The following is a 16,947-nucleotide window of genomic DNA, read 5'->3' on the forward strand; positions in this document are numbered from 1 at the left end:
GCAGGCCACTCTGTCCGTCACTTATCGGAATGGACGTGGCCCTCCCATGAAACGCATCAGCGTGATCGACTCCCACACCGGCGGCGAACCCACCCGCCTGGTGATCGCCGGTTTTCCTGACCTGGGCAACGGCAGCATGGCCGTGCGCCGGCAGCGGCTGGCCGAACAGCACGATCAGTGGCGCGCGGCCTGCGTGCTCGAACCACGGGGCAGTGATGTGCTGGTCGGCGCCCTGCTCTGTGAGCCGGTGGACCCGAGCGCCTGTGCCGGGGTGATTTTCTTCAACAACACCGGTTACCTCGGCATGTGCGGCCACGGCACCATCGGCCTGGTGGCCTCCCTGGCGCACCTGGGCAGGATCGGCCCCGGCACCCACAGCATCGAGACACCGGTGGGCACGGTGCAGGCGACCTTGCACGACGACCATTCGGTGAGCGTGCGCAACGTCCCGGCCTATCGTTACCAGAAAGCCCTGGCGCTGGAGGTGCCGGGTATCGGGGAGGTGGTTGGCGATATCGCCTGGGGCGGCAACTGGTTCTTCCTGATTGCCGAGCATGGCCTGGATATCGCCGGCGATAATCTCGATGCCCTGACCGCCTATACCTTCGCCGTCCAGCAAGCCCTGGAGGCCCAGGGTATTCGCGGTGAAGATGGCGGGCTGATCGATCATATCGAGCTGTTCGCCGATGACGCCCACGCTGACAGTCGCAACTTTGTCCTCTGTCCCGGCAAGGCTTACGACCGCTCCCCTTGCGGCACGGGCACCAGCGCCAAACTGGCGTGCCTGGCGGCCGACGACAAGTTGCAACCGGGGCAGATCTGGCGTCAGGCCAGTGTGATCGGCAGCGAGTTCGAGGGTTCCTACGAGCATCAGGGCGAGCGCATTGTGCCGACCATTCGTGGCCGCGCCTTTATCAGCGCCGAGGCCAGCCTGATCCTCGAACAGGACGACCCCTTCGCCTGGGGCATTCGCCCGTGAACGAGGGCCGGGTAGCCGATGTGATCGTGATCGGCGCCGGTATCATCGGCGCCGCCTGTGCCCAGGCACTGGCCCGGCGTGGCTTGCAGGTCCTGGTGCTCGACGCCGGCCTGCCCGGGGCGACGGCGGCGGGCATGGGCCACTTGCTGGTGCTCGACGACAACCCGGCCGAACTGGCCCTCAGCCAATACTCCCTGCAACGCTGGCGCGAAACGGCGCCGACGCTACCCGACGGCTGCGCCTACCGCAGCAACGGCACCCTGTGGCTGGCGGCCAATGCCGAAGAAATGGCCGTCGCCCAGGCTAAATACCTGAACTTGCAGGCCCAGGGCGTGGCCTGCGAGTTGATCGGCGGCAACGCCTTGCGCCAGTGCGAACCCGAATTGCGCGCTGGCCTGGAAGGCGGACTGCTGATCAATGGCGACGGCATTCTTTATGCCCCGGCGACGGCCCATTGGATGCTGGAAACCAGCAATATCCGCCAGCGTCGGGCGCGGGTCAGTGAAGTCGACGGCAACCGTGTGCGCCTCGACGACGGTCACTGGCTGCAGGCCGATGCGGTAATCCTGGCCAACGGCGTCCAGGCCAGCGAACTGTGCCCGGAATTGCCGATCGTGCCGAAAAAGGGCCACTTGCTGATCACCGACCGTTATCCCGGAAAAGTCACCCATACCCTGGTGGAACTCGGTTACGTCACCAGCGCCCACAATGCCAGCGGCCCTTCGGCGGCGTGCAATATCCAGCCGCGTCCCACCGGGCAATTGTTTATCGGCGCCTCACGGCAATTCGGTACCACCGACCCGCAGGTCGAAGGCTGGATGCTCGCCAAAATGCTCAAGCGCGCCATCGAGTACATGCCCGGGCTGGCGCAACTCAATGGCATCCGCGCCTGGACCGGCTTTCGCGCCGCCAGCCCCGACGGTTTGCCGCTGGTGGGCCAGCACCCGCAACGCCAGGGCTTGTGGCTGGCCGTCGGTCACGAAGGCCTGGGGGTGACAACGGCACCCGGCACCGCCGACCTGCTGGTGGCGCAATTGTTCGATGAGGCGCCGCCTTTGGCCGCACTGCCTTATCTGCCGCAACGTTTTCTCGGGGAGCCGGTTTATGCCTGAATTGCTGTTGGACGGCCATGTCCTGAGGGTTGCCGAAGGGACCAGCGTCGCCGCCGCCTTGGCGCTCGGCGGCGACGGTTGCAGCCGCACATCGGTCAGCGGCCAACGCCGCGCGCCCCTGTGCGGCATGGGCATTTGCCAGGAATGCCGGGTGAACATCGACGGTCGCCGTCGTCTGGCCTGCCAGACGCTGTGCCGTGACGGCATGCGCGTGGAGACTCAAGCATGAGCGAATACGCCGATCTGCTGATTATCGGTGCCGGCCCCGCCGGTATGGCCGCCGCCCTCGCCGCGGCGCCCAGCGGCGCACGCATCGTCATCCTCGACGACAACCCGCTGCCGGGCGGGCAGATCTGGCGCGACGGACCTCAGGCCACGTTGCCGAAGCAGGCCCACCGTCTGCGCGAGCAACTGGAGAACCACAGCAATATCCAACGCCATGCCAGCACCCGGGTGATTGCCTGCGCCGGTCCGAAACAGCTGCTGGTCGAAGACGATGAACGCGGCTGGGTGATTGCCTACGACAAACTGATCCTGTGTACCGGCGCGCGCGAATTGCTGCTGCCCTTCCCCGGCTGGACCCTGCCCGGCGTCACCGGTGTGGGCGGACTCCAGGCGTTGATCAAGGGCGGATTGCCGGTGCGGGAAGAGCGTCTGGTGATCGCCGGCAGCGGCCCCTTGCTGCTGGCCAGCGCCGCGACCGCCAGGCACAACGGCGCCCGGGTGCTGCGTATCGCCGAGCAGGCGAGCACAAGCGCCGTCGCCGGTTTCGCCGCGCAACTGCCGCGCTGGCCGGACAAACTGCTGCAATCGTTCAGCCTGTTCGACCACCACTATCGAACCGACAGCCATGTAATCGCCGCCCTGGGCACGGATCGCCTGGAAGGCGTGCGCCTGCAACAGCAGGGAAAAATCGTCGAGCTGGCCTGTGATCGGCTGGCCTGCGGTTTCGGCCTGATCCCCAACACCCAGCTCGGCCAGGCCCTGGGCTACGCCCTCGATGGCCAGGCCCTGGCAGTCGATACCTGGCAAGCCGGCAGCCGCGCCGATCATTACGCGGCGGGCGAATGCACCGGTTTCGGTGGCAGTGAGCTGGCCCTGGTCGAGGGCGCGATTGCCGGGCATGCGGCGGTCGGTGAACGTCCGCAGGCCCAGGCGTTGTGGCCGTTGCGGGCACGCTGGCAGGGCTTTGCCAAGGTCTTGAACCACACGTTCCGCCTCAAGCCGACACTCAAGTCACTGGCCCAACCCGACACCCTGGTGTGCCGCTGCGAAGATGTACCCTACTCCGCACTGGCAACACACCTCGACTGGCGCGAAGCCAAACTGGCCAGTCGCTGCGGCATGGGTGCCTGCCAGGGTCGGGTCTGCGGCGGTGCGGTGCAGCACCTGTTCGGCTGGCAACCTTCGGCACCGCGCCCGCCCTTCAGCCCGGCGCGGATCGAGACCTTGCTATGCCTGGACGACGCGCCGCCGGCCTGAATGCCGGCCCGGGGCTTCCGGGCCCGGCGCCGAGCCTCTATGATCCAGAAGATCGCCCCCAGGCTTCCAGCACCATGTATGCCTCGCTCAGCCACTTCAAACCCTGCGATCTGCCGACCCTGTTGAGCAGCTTGCAGCCGATTGCGCCGCTGCTCGATACCCTGTCGGACGTGGTGTTTTTCATCAAGGACAGCGAGGCCCGCTACGCCTTCGTCAACCAGACCCTGGCCCGGCGCTGCGGCTTCAAGGAGAGCGCCGAGCTGCTCGGGCGCACTGCCGACATGGTCTTTCCGGAACGCTTTGGCCCGCTCTACACCGCGCAGGATCGGCGGGTGCTGTCCAGCGGTCGCGAGCTGGCCGACCAACTTGAGCTGCACCTCTATTACGGCAACCAACCGATCTGGTGCCTGACCCACAAACTCGCGCTACTGGATACCCAAGGTCATATCGTCGGCCTCGCCGGGATCTCCCGGGATTTGCAACTGCCGCAATCCAGCCACCCGGCCTTCCCCAAACTCGCGGCGGTGGATGCCCATATCCGCAGCCACTTCGCCCGGCCCATCAGCCTGGCCGAACTGACGGCGATTGCCGGGTTCTCGGTGGCGCAACTGGAGCGCCACTGCAAGCGGGTATTCCAGCTCACCCCACGGCAGATGATTCACAAGGCACGCCTGGAAGAATCCTCGCGGCTGTTGCTGGACACCGACCTGCCGATCACCGAGATCGCCCTGCGCTGCGGTTACACCGACCACAGCGCCTTCAGCCGCCAGTTCCGCGCCCTGACCAGCCTGGCACCCAGCCAGTACCGCGACAGCCGTCGCTGATCATGGTGTTCCTTTAAAGGGCGCCAGCACGCAAACATGCTCCCTTCTGTAACACCCCCCACCCCCATAAAAACCGGCAATCGGTCCCTGGCCGCCTGACACCCCCTCTAACCCAAGGGCTAACGAAGAATTCAGGTTCTGACGTGGAAACAGGCACAGTCATTGCTAATCTAATATCGTATACGAAATTCATAATACGACAGCCAACACCACTCACCGATAACGAGGTCTCCATGAAAAATCCCGTTTTTGCCGCAGCGCTCAGTGTGGTTCTCAGTTCGTCCTTTATCGCCACGGCCCAGGCCGACAAGCTCGACGACATCATCGGTTCGGGCAAGCTGCGTTGCGCCGTGACCCTGGATTTCCCGCCGATGGGCTCCCGTGACGAGAGCAACAAGCCGGTGGGTTTCGACGTCGACTACTGCAATGACCTGGCAAAAGTCCTCGGGGTCGATGCCGAGATCGTCGAGACACCGTTCCCGGATCGGATCCCGGCACTGGTCTCGGGCCGTGCCGACGTGATCGTCGCCTCCACCTCCGACACCCTCGAACGGGCCAAGACCGTTGGCCTGTCCCTGCCCTACTTCGCCTTCCAGATGGTGGTCCTGACCCGCACCGACACCGGCATCAGCAAATACGAAGACCTCAAGGGCAAGCCGGTCGGCAACACCAGCGGCACCTTTGAAGCCCTCGCCCTGGAAAAAGACCAGAAGAGCTGGGGCACCGGCAGCTTCCGCGCCTACCAATCGCAGAACGACACCATCCTGGCCGTCGCCCAGGGCCATATCGACGCCACCGTCGTCACCAATACCGTGGCAGCCGCTACGCTCAAATCAGGCAAATACAAGAACCTCAAGGTCGCCGGCAACGCGCCGTACGTGATCGACTACGTCTCGCTGGGGGCCAAGCGTAACGAGTACGGCCTGATCAACTACCTCAACCTGTTTATCAACCAACAGGTGCGTACCGGACGTTACAAGGAGCTGTTCGTCAAATGGGTCGGGACCGAGATTCCGCCGACCGACCTGACCGTGCCCCACGTCTACTACTGAGGAAACCTGAATGCCCAGCACGCCCACTTCCCTGCCAGGACGTAGCCTGGTCGAAGGAGCCGCCCAAGGCCCCTTGCTGTTCGCCGACGTCGGCCTGAGTTTCTGGGGCGGAGTCGATCCGTTCAGTGGCGAGGTGATCGATCGCCATCACCCCTTGAGTGGCGAACACCTGGCCGGCCGCGTGCTGGCGCTACCCAGCGGCCGCGGTTCCTGTACCGGCAGCAGCGTCATGATGGAGTTGATCAGCAATGGTCATGCGCCGGCAGCGCTGGTATTGGCCGAACCGGATGAAATCCTGACTCTCGGCGTGCTGGTGGCCCAGGTGATTTTCGAGCGTTCCCTGCCGGTGCTGTGCATCGGCCGGGAGGCCTTCGCCGCCTTGCGCGGCCAGGCCTTTGCCCGGGTAGAAGGCAGCCGCCTGACGCTCTTCGACGAGACACCCGCCGATCACTGGCAGGCACCGATCACACCGGTGCAGGCACAACCTGCGGCAAACCGCGTCGCCTTCAGTGAACACGATCTGGCCCTGCTTGACGGCCAATACGGCAAGGCCGCCCAGGTGGCCATGCAGATCATCCTGCAAATGGCCGAACTGCAAGGTGCACCCGCCTTGCTGGACGTGACCCAGGCGCATATCGACGGCTGCATCTATACGGGCCCGGCGAGCCTGCGCTTTGCCGAACAACTGGTGCAATGGGGCGCGCGCGTTCGCGTCCCGACCACCCTCAATTCCATTTCCGTGGACCAGCGCCGCTGGCGCGAGTTGGGCGTCGATCCGGCTCTCGGCGTACCCGCCAGTGCCCTGGGCGATGCCTATATGGCGATGGGCGCGCAGCTCAGCTTCACCTGTGCGCCCTACCTGCTCGACAGCGCGCCGAAGGCCGGCGAACAGATCGTCTGGGCCGAATCCAACGCCGTGGTCTACGCCAACAGCGTGCTCGGCGCCCGAACCCAGAAGTACCCGGACTACCTGGATATCTGCATTGCCCTGACCGGTCGCGCGCCGTTGATCGGTTGCCATCTGGACGCCCAGCGCAAGGCCCGGCTGCAAATCGAACTGCCCGCCCTGGGTGAGTTGGACGACTCGTTCTATCCGCTGCTCGGTTATCACATCGGTGCCCTGTCCGGCAGCCGGATTCCCCTGGTGCTCGGGTTGGAACAGCGCCAACCAAGCCTCGACGACCTGAAAGCCTTCGGCGCGGCCTTCGCCACCACCTCCGCGGCGCCGCTGTTTCATATCGCCGGGGTGACCCCGGAAGCACTCGATCCGACCCAGGTGCTGGAACCGGATGTTGTGCTGCTGGTGGAAAAAATCCGTCTGCCAGACCTGCTGCTGAGCTGGCGTGAACTCAACAGTGCCCGCGACCCGCGTGTGGAGGTGGTGTCCCTGGGCAACCCGCATTTTTCCCTCAGCGAATTTGCCCATCTGGCCCGTCTGTGCCGGGGTCGGCACAAGCACCCCGACGTGGTCCTGGCCATCACTTGCGGGCGCGCGGTACTGGAACAGGCCCGCGCCGCCGGGCATATCGCGGCGATCGAAGCCTTCGGCGCGACCCTGGTCACCGACACCTGCTGGTGCATGCTCGGCGAACCGGTGATCCCACCGGCCGCCACCACCTTGATGACCAACTCGGGCAAGTACGCCCACTACGCCCCCGGCCTGGTGGGGCGCAAAGTGCACTTCGCCAGCCTGGCCGAATGCGTCGACGCCGCCTGCACCGCCAACGCCAGCGGGCGCTTGCCGGCCTGGCTGGCACCGGCCGTCCCACAGGAGACTCCCGCGCATGTTTGACTACACCTTCCAATGGCGCGCGGCCCTACGCGCCTTGCCGGATATGCTCAACGGCGCCCTGGTCACCTTCGAGACCGCCGCCCTGTCGATGATCTTCGGCGTGCTGATCGCCCTGGCCCTGACGGTGATGCGCGAAACCAGAAATCCGTTGCTGCGTGGCATCGGTAACGGCTGGGTATCGATTGCCCGCAACACCCCGTCGCTGTTCCAGATCTACATCCTCTACTTCGGCCTCGGCTCGCTGGATCTGCATGTCAGTTCATGGTTCGCCCTGCTGGCCGGGATCACCTTCAACAACGCCGGTTATCTCGCGGAAAACTTTCGCGGCGGCCTCAAGGCGGTGCCCGATACCCAAGTGCGCGCCGCACGGTCACTGGGCATGAGCGCCTTCCAGGCCTACCGGATGATCATCGTCCCGCAGTTGCTGCGCATCGTCTTCTATCCGCTGAGCAATCAGATGGTCTGGGCGGTGCTGATGACCTCCCTGGGGGTGGTGGTCGGCCTGAACAATGACCTTACCGGGGTGACCCAGGAGTACAACGTCAAGACCTTCCGCACCTTCGAGTTCTTCGCCATTGCAGCGGTGCTGTATTACCTGATTGCCAAGGCGATCGTCGCGGCAGCCCGGCTGATGGCCTGGCGACTGTTCCGCTACTGAGGAGGTGACCATGTTTTCCACCAGCTTTTCCTGGAATGACCTGCTGTTCCTGCTCAACGGCGCCTGGGTCACCCTGCAACTGACCTTCTGGGCGATCCTCCTCGGATCTGCCGCCGGGCTGCTGTTCGGCCTGCTGCGGGCGCTGTTGCCCCGCGCCAGCCTGCCCCTGGCCTGGGTGCTGGACGCGTTTCGCAGCGTGCCGTTGCTGATCCAGTTCGTCCTGTTCAATTCGCTGAAAAGCATCGTCGGCCTGAATATCAGCGCCTTCAGCGTCGGCTGCATCGTGCTCGGAGTCTACACCGCCGCGTACTTCACCGAGATCGTCCGCGGTGGCGTGCTCTCGGTGCCCCTCACCCTGCGCCGGGCCAGTCGCTCCCTGGGTCTGAGCTTTCTGCAGGACCTGCGCTGGATCGTCCTGCCGATGGCCACGCGGGTGGCCTTCCCCGGCTGGCTGAACCTGGTGCTCGGGGTGATGAAAGACACCGCGCTGGTGATGTGGATCGGCATCGTCGAACTGCTGCGCGCCTCGCAAACCATCGTCACGCGCATCCAGGAACCGCTGCTGGTGCTGTGCATCGCGGGCCTTATCTACTACGTCATGAGCCTGGTGGTCGCTCGCCTCGGCGCTCGTCTGGAAAGAAGGTGGCAAGAAAATGATTGAGATCGACAACGTACACAAATCCTTCGGCGACCTGGAAGTGGTCAAGGGCGTCAGCCTGACGGTGAACAAGGGCGAGGTGGTGTCGATCATCGGCGGCTCAGGCTCCGGCAAGTCGACCCTGCTGATGTGCATCAACGGCCTGGAATCGATTCACAAGGGCAGCGTGCGCGTCGACGGCATCGAGGTCCATGACAAGGCCACCGACCTCAACCGCCTGCGGCAGAAGATCGGCATTGTGTTCCAGCAGTGGAACGCCTTCCCGCACCTCACCGTGCTGGAAAACGTGATGCTGGCGCCGCGCAAGGTGCTCGGTAAAAGCAAGCAGGAGGCCGAGGAGCTGGCGGTCCGGCAACTGACCCACGTGGGCCTGAGCGACAAGCTCAAGACCTTTCCCGGCAAGCTCTCCGGCGGCCAGCAACAGCGCATGGCGATTGCCCGGGCCCTGGCCATGTCGCCGGACTACATGCTGTTCGACGAAGCCACCTCGGCCCTTGATCCGCAGTTGGTGGGTGAAGTGCTGGACACCATGCGCATGCTCGCCGAAGACGGCATGACCATGGTCCTGGTGACCCATGAAATCCGCTTTGCCCGCGATGTGTCCGATCGCGTGGCGTTCTTTCGCAACGGCCTGGTGCACGAGATCGGCGCGCCCGACCAGGTCATCGGCAACCCCGTGCAGCCGGAAACGGCGGCGTTCCTCAAGTCCGTGAAATAAACATGATCCCTGAATAAAACACGCTCCTGTAGGAGCCGGCTTGCTGGCGATGAACGTCGCCACACCGCGATCGGTCTGATGCCCCGCGTTATCGTTGACGACCATCGCCAGCAAGCCAGCTTCTACAAGGTCCGCGAACAGTCACAGGAGGAGTTTGCAATGCGTTCTTCAAAAATCGTTCATGTGGTCAACTGCCACGCCGAAGGTGAAGTCGGCGATGTGATTGTCGGCGGCGTAGCCCCGCCGCCCGGGGCCACCGTGTGGGAACAGTCGCGCTGGATCGCCGAGGATGAAACCCTGCGCAACTTCGTCCTCAACGAACCCCGTGGCGGGGTGTTCCGCCACGTCAACCTGCTGGTGCCGGCCAAGGACCCGCGGGCGCAGATGGCCTGGATCATCATGGAACCGGCCGATACCCCGCCGATGTCCGGGTCCAACTCGCTGTGCGTGGCCACCGTGCTACTCGACAGCGGCATCCTGCCGATGACCGAACCCCAGACCCGACTGGTGCTCGAAGCGCCAGGCGGATTGATCGAAGCCGTGGCCGAGTGCAGGGACGGCAAGGTCCAGCGGGTGGAAATCAAGAACGTGCCGTCGTTCGCCGACCGCCTCGACGCCTGGATCGAAGTCGAGGGCCTGGGCTCGATCCAGGTCGACACCGCCTATGGCGGCGACAGTTTCGCCATCGTCGATGCCCAGCGCCTGGGGTTCGCCATCCGTCCCGATGAAGCCAAGGACATGGTCGAGACCGGCCTGAAGATCACCCGCGCCGCCAACGAACAACTGGGCTTCGTCCACCCGCTGAACCCGGACTGGTCGCATATCTCCTTCTGCCAGATCGCCGCGCCGGTGGTCTACGAGAACGGCGTCGCCACCGGGGCCAACGCCGTGGTGATCCGCCCCGGCAAGATCGACCGCTCGCCCTGTGGCACCGGGTGCTCGGCACGTATGGCGGTGTTGCAGGCCAAGGGCGTGCTGCAGGTCGGCGAGCGTTTTATCGGGCGTTCGATCATCGGTTCGGAGTTCCACTGCCGCATCGATTCCCTGACCGAACTGGCCGGGCGCGCGGCAATCTACCCGTGCCTGTCCGGGCGGGCCTGGATCACCGGCACCCATCAATTGCTGCTCGACCCCGCCGATCCCTGGCCACAAGGCTACCGGTTGTCGGACACCTGGCCCGGCGCCTGAGCGCCAACGCCACCGCTAGACGGCTGATAGAGAAAAACCGGGATGCCCTGACGGCGTCCGACGAAAAAACACTGGTCTAATTTTTTCACTTAAAATATCGTATACGAAATACGTTAATCCACTGGAGAGCATCATGAGCAAACGCATCAACTGGAGCGGCGTCTTCCCGGCGGTCACCACCCAATTCAACGACGACTTCACCATCAACCTGGAAAAGACCCACCAGGTGATTTCCAACGTCATTCGTGACGGCGTCTCGGGCCTGGTGGTCTGTGGTTCGGTGGGGGAAAACACCTCCCTGACCGCCGAAGAGAAAATCGCCGTGACCGAAGTCGCGGTGGACGCCTCCCGTGGGCGCGTGCCGGTGATCTGCGGCGTGGCCGAGTTCACCAGCGTGCAAGCGGCCAAGGTGGCCAACGCGGTACGCAAGGTCGGCGTTGATGGCGTGATGCTGATGCCGGCGCTGGTCTATGGCTCCAAGCCCTTCGAGACCGCCGAGCACTACCGCTACGTGGCCAAGAACGCCGATGTGCCGTTGATGGTCTACAACAACCCGCCGATCTACAAAAACGACGTGACCCCGGACATCCTGATTTCCCTGGCCGACTGCGACAACGTGGTGTGCTTCAAGGATTCCTCCGGCGACACCCGGCGTTTTATCGACGTACGCAATGAAGTCGGCGACCGTTTTGTGCTGTTCGCAGGCTTGGACGATGTGGTGCTGGAAAGTATCGCGGTGGGGGCCGAGGGCTGGGTCTCGGGTATGTCCAACGTGTTCCCGATCGAAGGCGAAACCATCTTCCGCCTGGCCAAGGCCGGGCGCTTTGCCGAAGCCATGCCGATCTACGAATGGCTGATGCCGATCCTGCACCTCGACGCCCGTGCCGACCTGGTGCAGTGCATCAAGTTGTGCGAAGCCATCGCCGGTCGCGGCAGCGCCCTGACCCGTCCGCCCCGCCTGGCCTTGCCGGAAGCCGACCGAGTGTTCGTCGAGCAGATCATGGCCAAGGCAATGGCCAATCGTCCGTCGTTGCCGGACGTGGGTCTCTGAGTTGTCCTGACAGGAGTTTTCCATGTCCGAGATCATCGGCCACAACTACATCGGCGGTGCGCGCAGCGCCGCCGGCACTATCACCCTGCACAGCCATGACGCCAGCAGCGGTGAGCCCCTGCCCTTCGTCTTCACCCAGGCCACGGCTGCTGAAGTAGATGCCGCCGCCCAGGCTGCTGCATCTGCCTACCCGGCCTTTCGTGCGCTGTCAGCCAACCGGCGTGCGGAGTTTCTCGAAGCCATCGCCGCGCAACTGGACGCCCTGGATGATGACTTCATCACCCTGGTCACCCGCGAGACCGCCCTGCCCACCGGCCGTATCCAGGGCGAACGCGCCCGCACCAGCGGCCAGATGCGCCTGTTCGCGCAAGTCCTGCGCCGGGGCGATTTCTACGGCGCGCGCATCGACCGCGCATTGCCCGAACGCCAGCCACTACCAAGGGTCGACCTGCGCCAGTACCGAATCGGCGTCGGCCCGGTCGCGGTGTTCGGCGCAAGCAATTTCCCACTGGCGTTCTCCACCGCCGGTGGCGATACCGCGGCCGCGTTAGCCGCGGGCTGCCCGGTGGTGTTCAAGGCCCACAGTGGGCATATGGCGACGGCGGAACGGGTGGCCGATGCGATCATCCGCGCCGCCGAGCAAACCGGCATGCCCAAGGGCGTGTTCAACATGATCTACGGCGCCGGGGTCGGTGAAGCCCTGGTCAAGCACCCGGCGATTCAGGCCGTCGGTTTCACCGGCTCCCTGACCGGGGGACGCGCGCTCTGCGACATGGCCGCCGCACGACCCCAGCCGATTCCGGTGTTCGCCGAAATGAGCAGCATCAATCCGGTGCTGGTGTTGCCCGAAGCCTTGCAATTGCGCGGCGAAAAGATCGCCAGTGAACTGGTGGCTTCAGTAGTGCAAGGTTGCGGTCAGTTCTGTACCAAACCGGGCCTGGTGATCGGCATCGCCTCGCCAAGGTTCACGGCGTTCACCGCGCTGCTCAGTGCCTTGATGAACGAACAACCGGCGCAAACCATGCTCAACGCCGGCACGCTGCGCAGCTACGGTAACGGTGTGCAGGCCCTGCTCGATCATTCAGGCGTCAGCCATCTGGCCGGTAAGCCACAGCAGGGCAATCAGGCACAGCCGCAACTGTTCAAGGCCGATGTCCGTCTGCTGCTCAATGGCGATCCGCTGTTACAGGAAGAGGTCTTCGGCCCGACCACGGTCATCATTGAAGTGGCCGACAACGCCGAGCTGCAACAGGCGCTACAGGGCTTGCACGGTCAACTCACGGCCACCCTGATTGCCGAGGCCGGCGATCTGCAACGTTATGGCGAGCTGCTGCCGCTGCTGGAGCAAAAGGTCGGGAGGGTGTTGTTCAACGGCTATCCGACCGGTGTCGAAGTCGGTGATGCGATGGTCCATGGCGGGCCTTATCCGGCCACCTCCGATGCCCGCGGCACTTCAGTCGGCAGCCTGGCCATCGAGCGTTTCCTGCGCCCGGTGTGCTACCAGAACTGCCCGGATGCCTTGTTGCCCGAAGCGCTGCAAAACGCCAACCCACTGGGCATCAATCGCCTGGTCGATGGACACAGCCAACGCACACCGCTGTAAAAACCGGGCACCATCGGCTGGATCGATGGTGCCCTGATTCATTCAGGCCAGCAGCGCTTTCAGATCGTTGTACAGTGCCTCGGGAATCTGCACACCCTCCACCAGACTGCGCGCACGCGCCTCATAACGCCGTTGCGACGGCAAGCGTGCGCCCTGCCCCTCAATGCTTTCGAACACCGCTTCGGCACGGGCCAGATGCTGCTCGGTGGCCGCGCCGAGAAAACGCTGCGGATCGAAGGCGATAAGCAGTTCGCCGTGGTACGGCGACGACTTGCTGCCTGCGTCATAGGTCAGGGATTCGGCACTGGTCAAATCACCGATCAACGGCCCGGCGATCAACTCCACCATGGCCGCCAACGCCGAGCCCTTGTGCCCGCCGAACGTCAGCATCGCGCCGCTATCGAGCACCACATTGGCATCGGTACTCGGCTGCCCTTGGGCGTCCACGCCCCAGCCTTCGGGAATGGCCTTGCCGGCACGCCGATGCAGCTCGATCTCACCACGGGCAATCGCACTGGTGGCGAAATCGAAGACAAAGGGATTGTTACCGGCCCGCGGCCAACCGAAGGCGATGGGGTTGGTGCCGAACACCGGCTGACTCCCACCGGCCGGTGCGACCCAGGCATGGCTGGGCGTGCAGGCCAGCGCGACCAGGCCGGCAGCGGTCAGCTGCTCGATCTCGACCCAGAGCGCGGAGAAATGCACACAGCGATTAATAGCCAGGGCCGCGATCCCGTTGGCCCGGGTTTTCTCTTGCAGCAGCGGCAGGCCCGCCTGGAACGCCAACTGCGAGAAACCACCCGCCGCATCGACACGCACAATGGACGGCGCCTGATCGATGACCTGCGGCTCGGCATCGGCGGCCACCTTGCCGTTCCTCAGTGAATTCACACAGCCCAGCACCCGATACAGGCCATGGGAGGCACAGCCATCGCGCTCGCCGGCAATCACCGTGTCGGTCACCGCCTGGGCGTGGGCGAGGTTGAAACCGTTGTGCAGCAGGATCGATTCGGCCAGCTCGCGAGCTTCAGCCAGGGACAGTCGGATCATAATCAGCTCCTTGAACAGACTGTCCAGACTGGTCCATTCCAGGGCTCGCGGCTTGATCGCTTTAGGCGGGATCGGTGACGAATTCGGCACACCCTTGTGGCTCGACAGAGACCGTATTGCCCAGCCATCGAAACATTCTGTAACCCCCTCGATTTGGCAGGCGCGGCGCCAGCACGTTCAATGAGCGTTTTCTGCAAGGAGCAGGCTATGCCTACCGAACAAATCATTCTGATGGCCATCTTTGGCATTGTTGTCATTGCCTGGGGTATCAGGCTGGACATGAAGAACCACAAGAAGGAAAAAGCCGCGCGGCAGGCCCAGGGCAATAACGGGGCTTGATCGGGTGGTCGGCGTCTCATCTGGCCGGCCGCCCCTGCTCAAAAAACAAAGCCCAGCATCAAGCCGGGCTTTTTTATGGTGTTGGCCTCAGCCTTTTGGAGGCGCCTTGAGGCTATCCAATCGACCGCTTTCCAGCAAAGCCTTGTACTTCAACGCATCCGCTTCACTGTGATAAACGCCGACCAGCACATCGCCCTGGTAGACATCCCACATCCGGACGCCCGCGTTATTGGCATCATGGGACATGTGATCCTCATCGCGTTCTTTGACGGTAATGACCATTGGCACATCCTCTGGGTTGAGGCAGGTAAGGTATTTTTTACTCCTGTTGTTTCCAAGATTCCATACTCAACGCCTTGGAAACGGGGGTCGCTTTATGGGCTTGTGGACTCAACCATTCGGAGGGTTGCCCAACGCTGACGATAGCTGATTGGAGGGAGACGCGCCCTCCAGCAAGGCATCCACCACCGCACGCGCCACCTCCACCGAATGCAGCATGCCCCAGAACAACGCCCGCTCGACCGGGTTGGTGTGCAGGCTGATTTCGTCGCCGTTGAGTTCCGCCGTTTCGAGCAGATTGGAAACGTAGACCAGGGCGTCCTGGGCGGTGATGCCGGGTTGGATGGCGAATAGCGTGGGTTTGTAGAGAGATTCGGGGGTGACGGGTTTGGAGCTGGTGAATGCCAGGGTGTCGAGCAAACGGGGGGTGTTTGCCGGGGCTGGCTCGGACTCGTTGAATGGCGAATCAGAGAGTTTGCGCAGGTACAGGCTTCTGTCGGCGGTACTGAGGGTTTTGCTAACAATCGGCGGATCGGGGGTGATCTTCTTAGTCATGGGGACGCTCCTTTTCATGAATGGAAGTTCGTCACCCACGCTGCAAAACGAAAGGTGGCGAGCCGTACACAGGTTTGCAGACCGGGAAAAGGAACCGGCAGGCCGAAGCCTCCTGCGCACAGCTCGCCATAACACGAGCGTAAAAATGCCGCTTACGCGGCGCTGTGCGCCTTTTCGAGCCGGGCTGCAAAACCCGCGTCGCTGAATTTGCAGCGACACTTGAACAGTAGCCCCGACGTTTGGCGCACGCAATATTCTCCCATGCCTGAAACGTGTGGGAAATATGAGTTTTTTTGGAAGGTAATTTCGCGTGTTGATTGGGGGGAGAACCAGACGGGCTTTCCCGAACAAGAAAAAATGCGCTATAGGGAACTCGCCCGCGAGAAGCTGCAACGCTCTCCCCCGCCCACTCACCGTACGCAACTGACACTGGCCTATGAAACGTCCTGTCCAGATCGAACCTGCCCACCCAATTCGGGTAGTAGCCAGCCAGCGGCGCTGGTAGGCCTTGGCCGTCAGTCGAGCGTGTGCTGTTGGTATGAAATTGAGTGATTTACGCGGCGTCGCCGCAGTGACTTAAATTCTGCAGTTTTTAAAATAATAAATTCCCCAAATCCCAGTAGAAAGTTTCAAGTGGTTGGTGTTAACGAGTTCAGCTTGTACCACATCTTTTTGCACCACAATGACATCAGAATGCCCGTGGCAATCGACACCAGTGGTATGCTTGAAGCAACGCCCAGTGTTGGAAACACCAACAGTATTTGCGAGTCGTTACCGCCGAGCATCATCGAAGCCCCAATCCCCATCAAAATACCTGCCAACAAATGAACACCAGCCTTTGATGGGGCAAAGGCCTCGAAACGGAACGTTTTCCTGTACAGGGTAAAACTCAGCATGCCTGCCAGTAACATAACAAACACCGCAATACGCCGGGCGCTGATTGCCATATCGGCTTGCCAGAACATCTGCGAAACGTTGTAAAAGAACACACTAGGTGTCCATAACGGCTCGAACGTATAGAGCGCACTCGTCAATGCACCGAGCAGCATACTGGAGAGCACCAGGTGTTTATTACCATGCACGGCGGCCAAAAATATCAGCACCAGCGCCACTACACCGATCAACAGCCAGTAATGACGGCTGGAAATTTCCGGCATCAGAAGGGTTTTCTGTTCGGGCATCATGTGCAGGTAATACCAGAGCACGATCCCCAGCACCCAGCCGATCATCGTGAACAGTTTATTGAAATTGCCGCTGGCAAATCTGGTCAGTGTGCCGACGCTGCAACCGTTGTTCAGTACCGATGCCACCCCGAACAACAGGCCTCCCGCAATCAGTAAAGGATAGGAAATACCAGGCGAGTACAGCGGCAGGCTGACCTCAGAGAAACGATAGAGCGGGGCCAGCATCAACCCGAACAATCCACACGATGTCAGTGCCACAAACAACGTCGGGCGACCAGCCAGCAATTGTTCGCACGCTTTGACAAGACACATACCCATTCGCTGCGAAACCCAGCCGATCAGGAACGCTAATACCAACGCCATCAGTAAAGAGAAAACCATGTTCGTGCGCCACTGCTGATTTGGATGGACCGGGCCTCAGTA

At 62.8% G+C, this 16,947-nt stretch carries 18 protein-coding genes; 14 read left to right on the forward strand and 4 right to left on the reverse strand.

Annotated features, from left to right (window positions below; all coding sequences use genetic code 11):
- Nucleotides 1-46 precede the first annotated feature (46 nt).
- From M5C71_RS16170 to M5C71_RS16230, 13 genes are all read left to right on the forward strand, one after another.
- Entirely contained in the window at nt 47-979 is a 933-nt protein-coding gene (locus M5C71_RS16170; protein ID WP_248768241.1) for a 4-hydroxyproline epimerase, read from the forward strand.
- On the forward strand, nt 976-2,091 hold the full coding sequence (locus M5C71_RS16175) for an FAD-dependent oxidoreductase (RefSeq protein WP_248768242.1): 1,116 nt from the start codon (nt 976-978) through the stop codon (nt 2,089-2,091). The genes M5C71_RS16170 and M5C71_RS16175 overlap by 4 nt, the downstream gene beginning before the upstream one ends.
- Nucleotides 2,084-2,320: a (2Fe-2S)-binding protein gene (locus M5C71_RS16180; protein ID WP_248768243.1), complete on the forward strand. Its 237-nt coding sequence runs from the start codon at nt 2,084-2,086 to the stop codon at nt 2,318-2,320. Before M5C71_RS16175 ends, M5C71_RS16180 begins: the two co-directional genes overlap by 8 nt.
- The gene (locus M5C71_RS16185) at nt 2,317-3,573 is read left to right on the forward strand and encodes an FAD/NAD(P)-binding oxidoreductase (protein ID WP_248768244.1); all 1,257 of its coding nucleotides are present in this window, start codon (nt 2,317-2,319) and stop codon (nt 3,571-3,573) included. The genes M5C71_RS16180 and M5C71_RS16185 overlap by 4 nt, the downstream gene beginning before the upstream one ends.
- Before the next feature lie 74 nt (nt 3,574-3,647).
- The gene (locus tag M5C71_RS16190; RefSeq protein ID WP_103499587.1) at nt 3,648-4,397 is read left to right on the forward strand and encodes an AraC family transcriptional regulator; all 750 of its coding nucleotides are present in this window, start codon (nt 3,648-3,650) and stop codon (nt 4,395-4,397) included.
- A gap of 233 nt (nt 4,398-4,630) precedes the next feature.
- Nucleotides 4,631-5,449, forward strand: coding sequence for a transporter substrate-binding domain-containing protein (locus tag M5C71_RS16195; RefSeq protein WP_152742021.1), 819 nt, complete (start codon nt 4,631-4,633; stop codon nt 5,447-5,449).
- A 10-nt stretch (nt 5,450-5,459) separates the two neighbouring features.
- A complete protein-coding gene (locus M5C71_RS16200) occupies nt 5,460-7,241 on the forward strand; it encodes an aconitase family protein (protein WP_248768245.1) in 1,782 nt (593 codons plus the stop codon).
- Nucleotides 7,234-7,899: an amino acid ABC transporter permease gene (locus M5C71_RS16205; protein ID WP_100941684.1), complete on the forward strand. Its 666-nt coding sequence runs from the start codon at nt 7,234-7,236 to the stop codon at nt 7,897-7,899. Before M5C71_RS16200 ends, M5C71_RS16205 begins: the two co-directional genes overlap by 8 nt.
- A gap of 10 nt (nt 7,900-7,909) precedes the next feature.
- Nucleotides 7,910-8,560, forward strand: coding sequence for an amino acid ABC transporter permease (locus M5C71_RS16210; RefSeq protein ID WP_103499548.1), 651 nt, complete (start codon nt 7,910-7,912; stop codon nt 8,558-8,560).
- Nucleotides 8,553-9,275, forward strand: a complete 723-nt coding sequence (locus M5C71_RS16215) for an amino acid ABC transporter ATP-binding protein (protein ID WP_152742023.1) — start codon at nt 8,553-8,555, stop codon at nt 9,273-9,275. The genes M5C71_RS16210 and M5C71_RS16215 overlap by 8 nt, the downstream gene beginning before the upstream one ends.
- A 159-nt stretch (nt 9,276-9,434) precedes the next feature.
- Nucleotides 9,435-10,463 (forward strand): proline racemase family protein, encoded by a 1,029-nt coding sequence (locus M5C71_RS16220; protein ID WP_248768246.1) that lies wholly within the window; start codon nt 9,435-9,437, stop codon nt 10,461-10,463.
- Nucleotides 10,464-10,596: 133 nt separating this feature from the next.
- The gene (locus M5C71_RS16225) at nt 10,597-11,514 is read left to right on the forward strand and encodes a dihydrodipicolinate synthase family protein (protein ID WP_100941688.1); all 918 of its coding nucleotides are present in this window, start codon (nt 10,597-10,599) and stop codon (nt 11,512-11,514) included.
- A gap of 22 nt (nt 11,515-11,536) precedes the next feature.
- Entirely contained in the window at nt 11,537-13,117 is a 1,581-nt protein-coding gene (locus M5C71_RS16230; protein ID WP_248768247.1) for an aldehyde dehydrogenase (NADP(+)), read from the forward strand.
- Between the two features lie 42 nt (nt 13,118-13,159).
- Here M5C71_RS16230 and M5C71_RS16235 read toward each other — a convergent pair whose 3' ends face one another.
- Nucleotides 13,160-14,167, reverse strand: coding sequence for an Ldh family oxidoreductase (locus M5C71_RS16235; RefSeq protein ID WP_248768248.1), 1,008 nt, complete (start codon nt 14,165-14,167; stop codon nt 13,160-13,162).
- Nucleotides 14,168-14,374: 207 nt separating this feature from the next.
- Here M5C71_RS16235 and M5C71_RS33680 point away from each other — a divergent pair, with 207 nt between their 5' ends.
- A complete protein-coding gene (locus tag M5C71_RS33680; protein WP_255916955.1) occupies nt 14,375-14,506 on the forward strand; it encodes a hypothetical protein in 132 nt (43 codons plus the stop codon).
- Nucleotides 14,507-14,593: 87 nt separating this feature from the next.
- Here M5C71_RS33680 and M5C71_RS16240 read toward each other — a convergent pair whose 3' ends face one another.
- The 3 genes from M5C71_RS16240 to M5C71_RS16250 form a co-directional block, all read right to left on the reverse strand.
- Nucleotides 14,594-14,788, reverse strand: coding sequence for a hypothetical protein (locus M5C71_RS16240; RefSeq protein ID WP_100941691.1), 195 nt, complete (start codon nt 14,786-14,788; stop codon nt 14,594-14,596).
- Between the two features lie 108 nt (nt 14,789-14,896).
- Nucleotides 14,897-15,340 (reverse strand): hypothetical protein, encoded by a 444-nt coding sequence (locus tag M5C71_RS16245; RefSeq protein WP_248768249.1) that lies wholly within the window; start codon nt 15,338-15,340, stop codon nt 14,897-14,899.
- A 629-nt stretch (nt 15,341-15,969) separates the two neighbouring features.
- Nucleotides 15,970-16,905 (reverse strand): YeeE/YedE thiosulfate transporter family protein, encoded by a 936-nt coding sequence (locus tag M5C71_RS16250; protein ID WP_248768250.1) that lies wholly within the window; start codon nt 16,903-16,905, stop codon nt 15,970-15,972.
- Nucleotides 16,906-16,947: the final 42 nt, after the last annotated feature.

The organism is Pseudomonas sp. MWU12-2345 (assembly GCF_023242385.1).
Taxonomy (GTDB): domain Bacteria; phylum Pseudomonadota; class Gammaproteobacteria; order Pseudomonadales; family Pseudomonadaceae; genus Aquipseudomonas; species Aquipseudomonas gingeri_D.

What these genes read in the sequence shown, in the direction of transcription:
- M5C71_RS33680 (WP_255916955.1), top strand. Translation starts at nt 14,375, where the DNA reads ATGCCTACCGAACAAATCATTCTGATGGCCATCTTTGGCATTGTTGTC.
- M5C71_RS16170 (WP_248768241.1), top strand. Translation starts at nt 47, where the DNA reads ATGAAACGCATCAGCGTGATCGACTCCCACACCGGCGGCGAACCCACC.
- M5C71_RS16225 (WP_100941688.1), top strand. Translation starts at nt 10,597, where the DNA reads ATGAGCAAACGCATCAACTGGAGCGGCGTCTTCCCGGCGGTCACCACC.
- M5C71_RS16250 (WP_248768250.1), bottom strand. Translation starts at nt 16,905, where the DNA reads ATGGTTTTCTCTTTACTGATGGCGTTGGTATTAGCGTTCCTGATCGGC.
- M5C71_RS16215 (WP_152742023.1), top strand. Translation starts at nt 8,553, where the DNA reads ATGATTGAGATCGACAACGTACACAAATCCTTCGGCGACCTGGAAGTG.
- M5C71_RS16235 (WP_248768248.1), bottom strand. Translation starts at nt 14,167, where the DNA reads ATGATCCGACTGTCCCTGGCTGAAGCTCGCGAGCTGGCCGAATCGATC.
- M5C71_RS16230 (WP_248768247.1), top strand. Translation starts at nt 11,537, where the DNA reads ATGTCCGAGATCATCGGCCACAACTACATCGGCGGTGCGCGCAGCGCC.
- M5C71_RS16210 (WP_103499548.1), top strand. Translation starts at nt 7,910, where the DNA reads ATGTTTTCCACCAGCTTTTCCTGGAATGACCTGCTGTTCCTGCTCAAC.
- M5C71_RS16200 (WP_248768245.1), top strand. Translation starts at nt 5,460, where the DNA reads ATGCCCAGCACGCCCACTTCCCTGCCAGGACGTAGCCTGGTCGAAGGA.
- M5C71_RS16185 (WP_248768244.1), top strand. Translation starts at nt 2,317, where the DNA reads ATGAGCGAATACGCCGATCTGCTGATTATCGGTGCCGGCCCCGCCGGT.
- M5C71_RS16180 (WP_248768243.1), top strand. Translation starts at nt 2,084, where the DNA reads ATGCCTGAATTGCTGTTGGACGGCCATGTCCTGAGGGTTGCCGAAGGG.
- M5C71_RS16190 (WP_103499587.1), top strand. Translation starts at nt 3,648, where the DNA reads ATGTATGCCTCGCTCAGCCACTTCAAACCCTGCGATCTGCCGACCCTG.
- M5C71_RS16195 (WP_152742021.1), top strand. Translation starts at nt 4,631, where the DNA reads ATGAAAAATCCCGTTTTTGCCGCAGCGCTCAGTGTGGTTCTCAGTTCG.
- M5C71_RS16220 (WP_248768246.1), top strand. Translation starts at nt 9,435, where the DNA reads ATGCGTTCTTCAAAAATCGTTCATGTGGTCAACTGCCACGCCGAAGGT.
- M5C71_RS16245 (WP_248768249.1), bottom strand. Translation starts at nt 15,340, where the DNA reads ATGACTAAGAAGATCACCCCCGATCCGCCGATTGTTAGCAAAACCCTC.
- M5C71_RS16205 (WP_100941684.1), top strand. Translation starts at nt 7,234, where the DNA reads ATGTTTGACTACACCTTCCAATGGCGCGCGGCCCTACGCGCCTTGCCG.
- M5C71_RS16240 (WP_100941691.1), bottom strand. Translation starts at nt 14,788, where the DNA reads ATGGTCATTACCGTCAAAGAACGCGATGAGGATCACATGTCCCATGAT.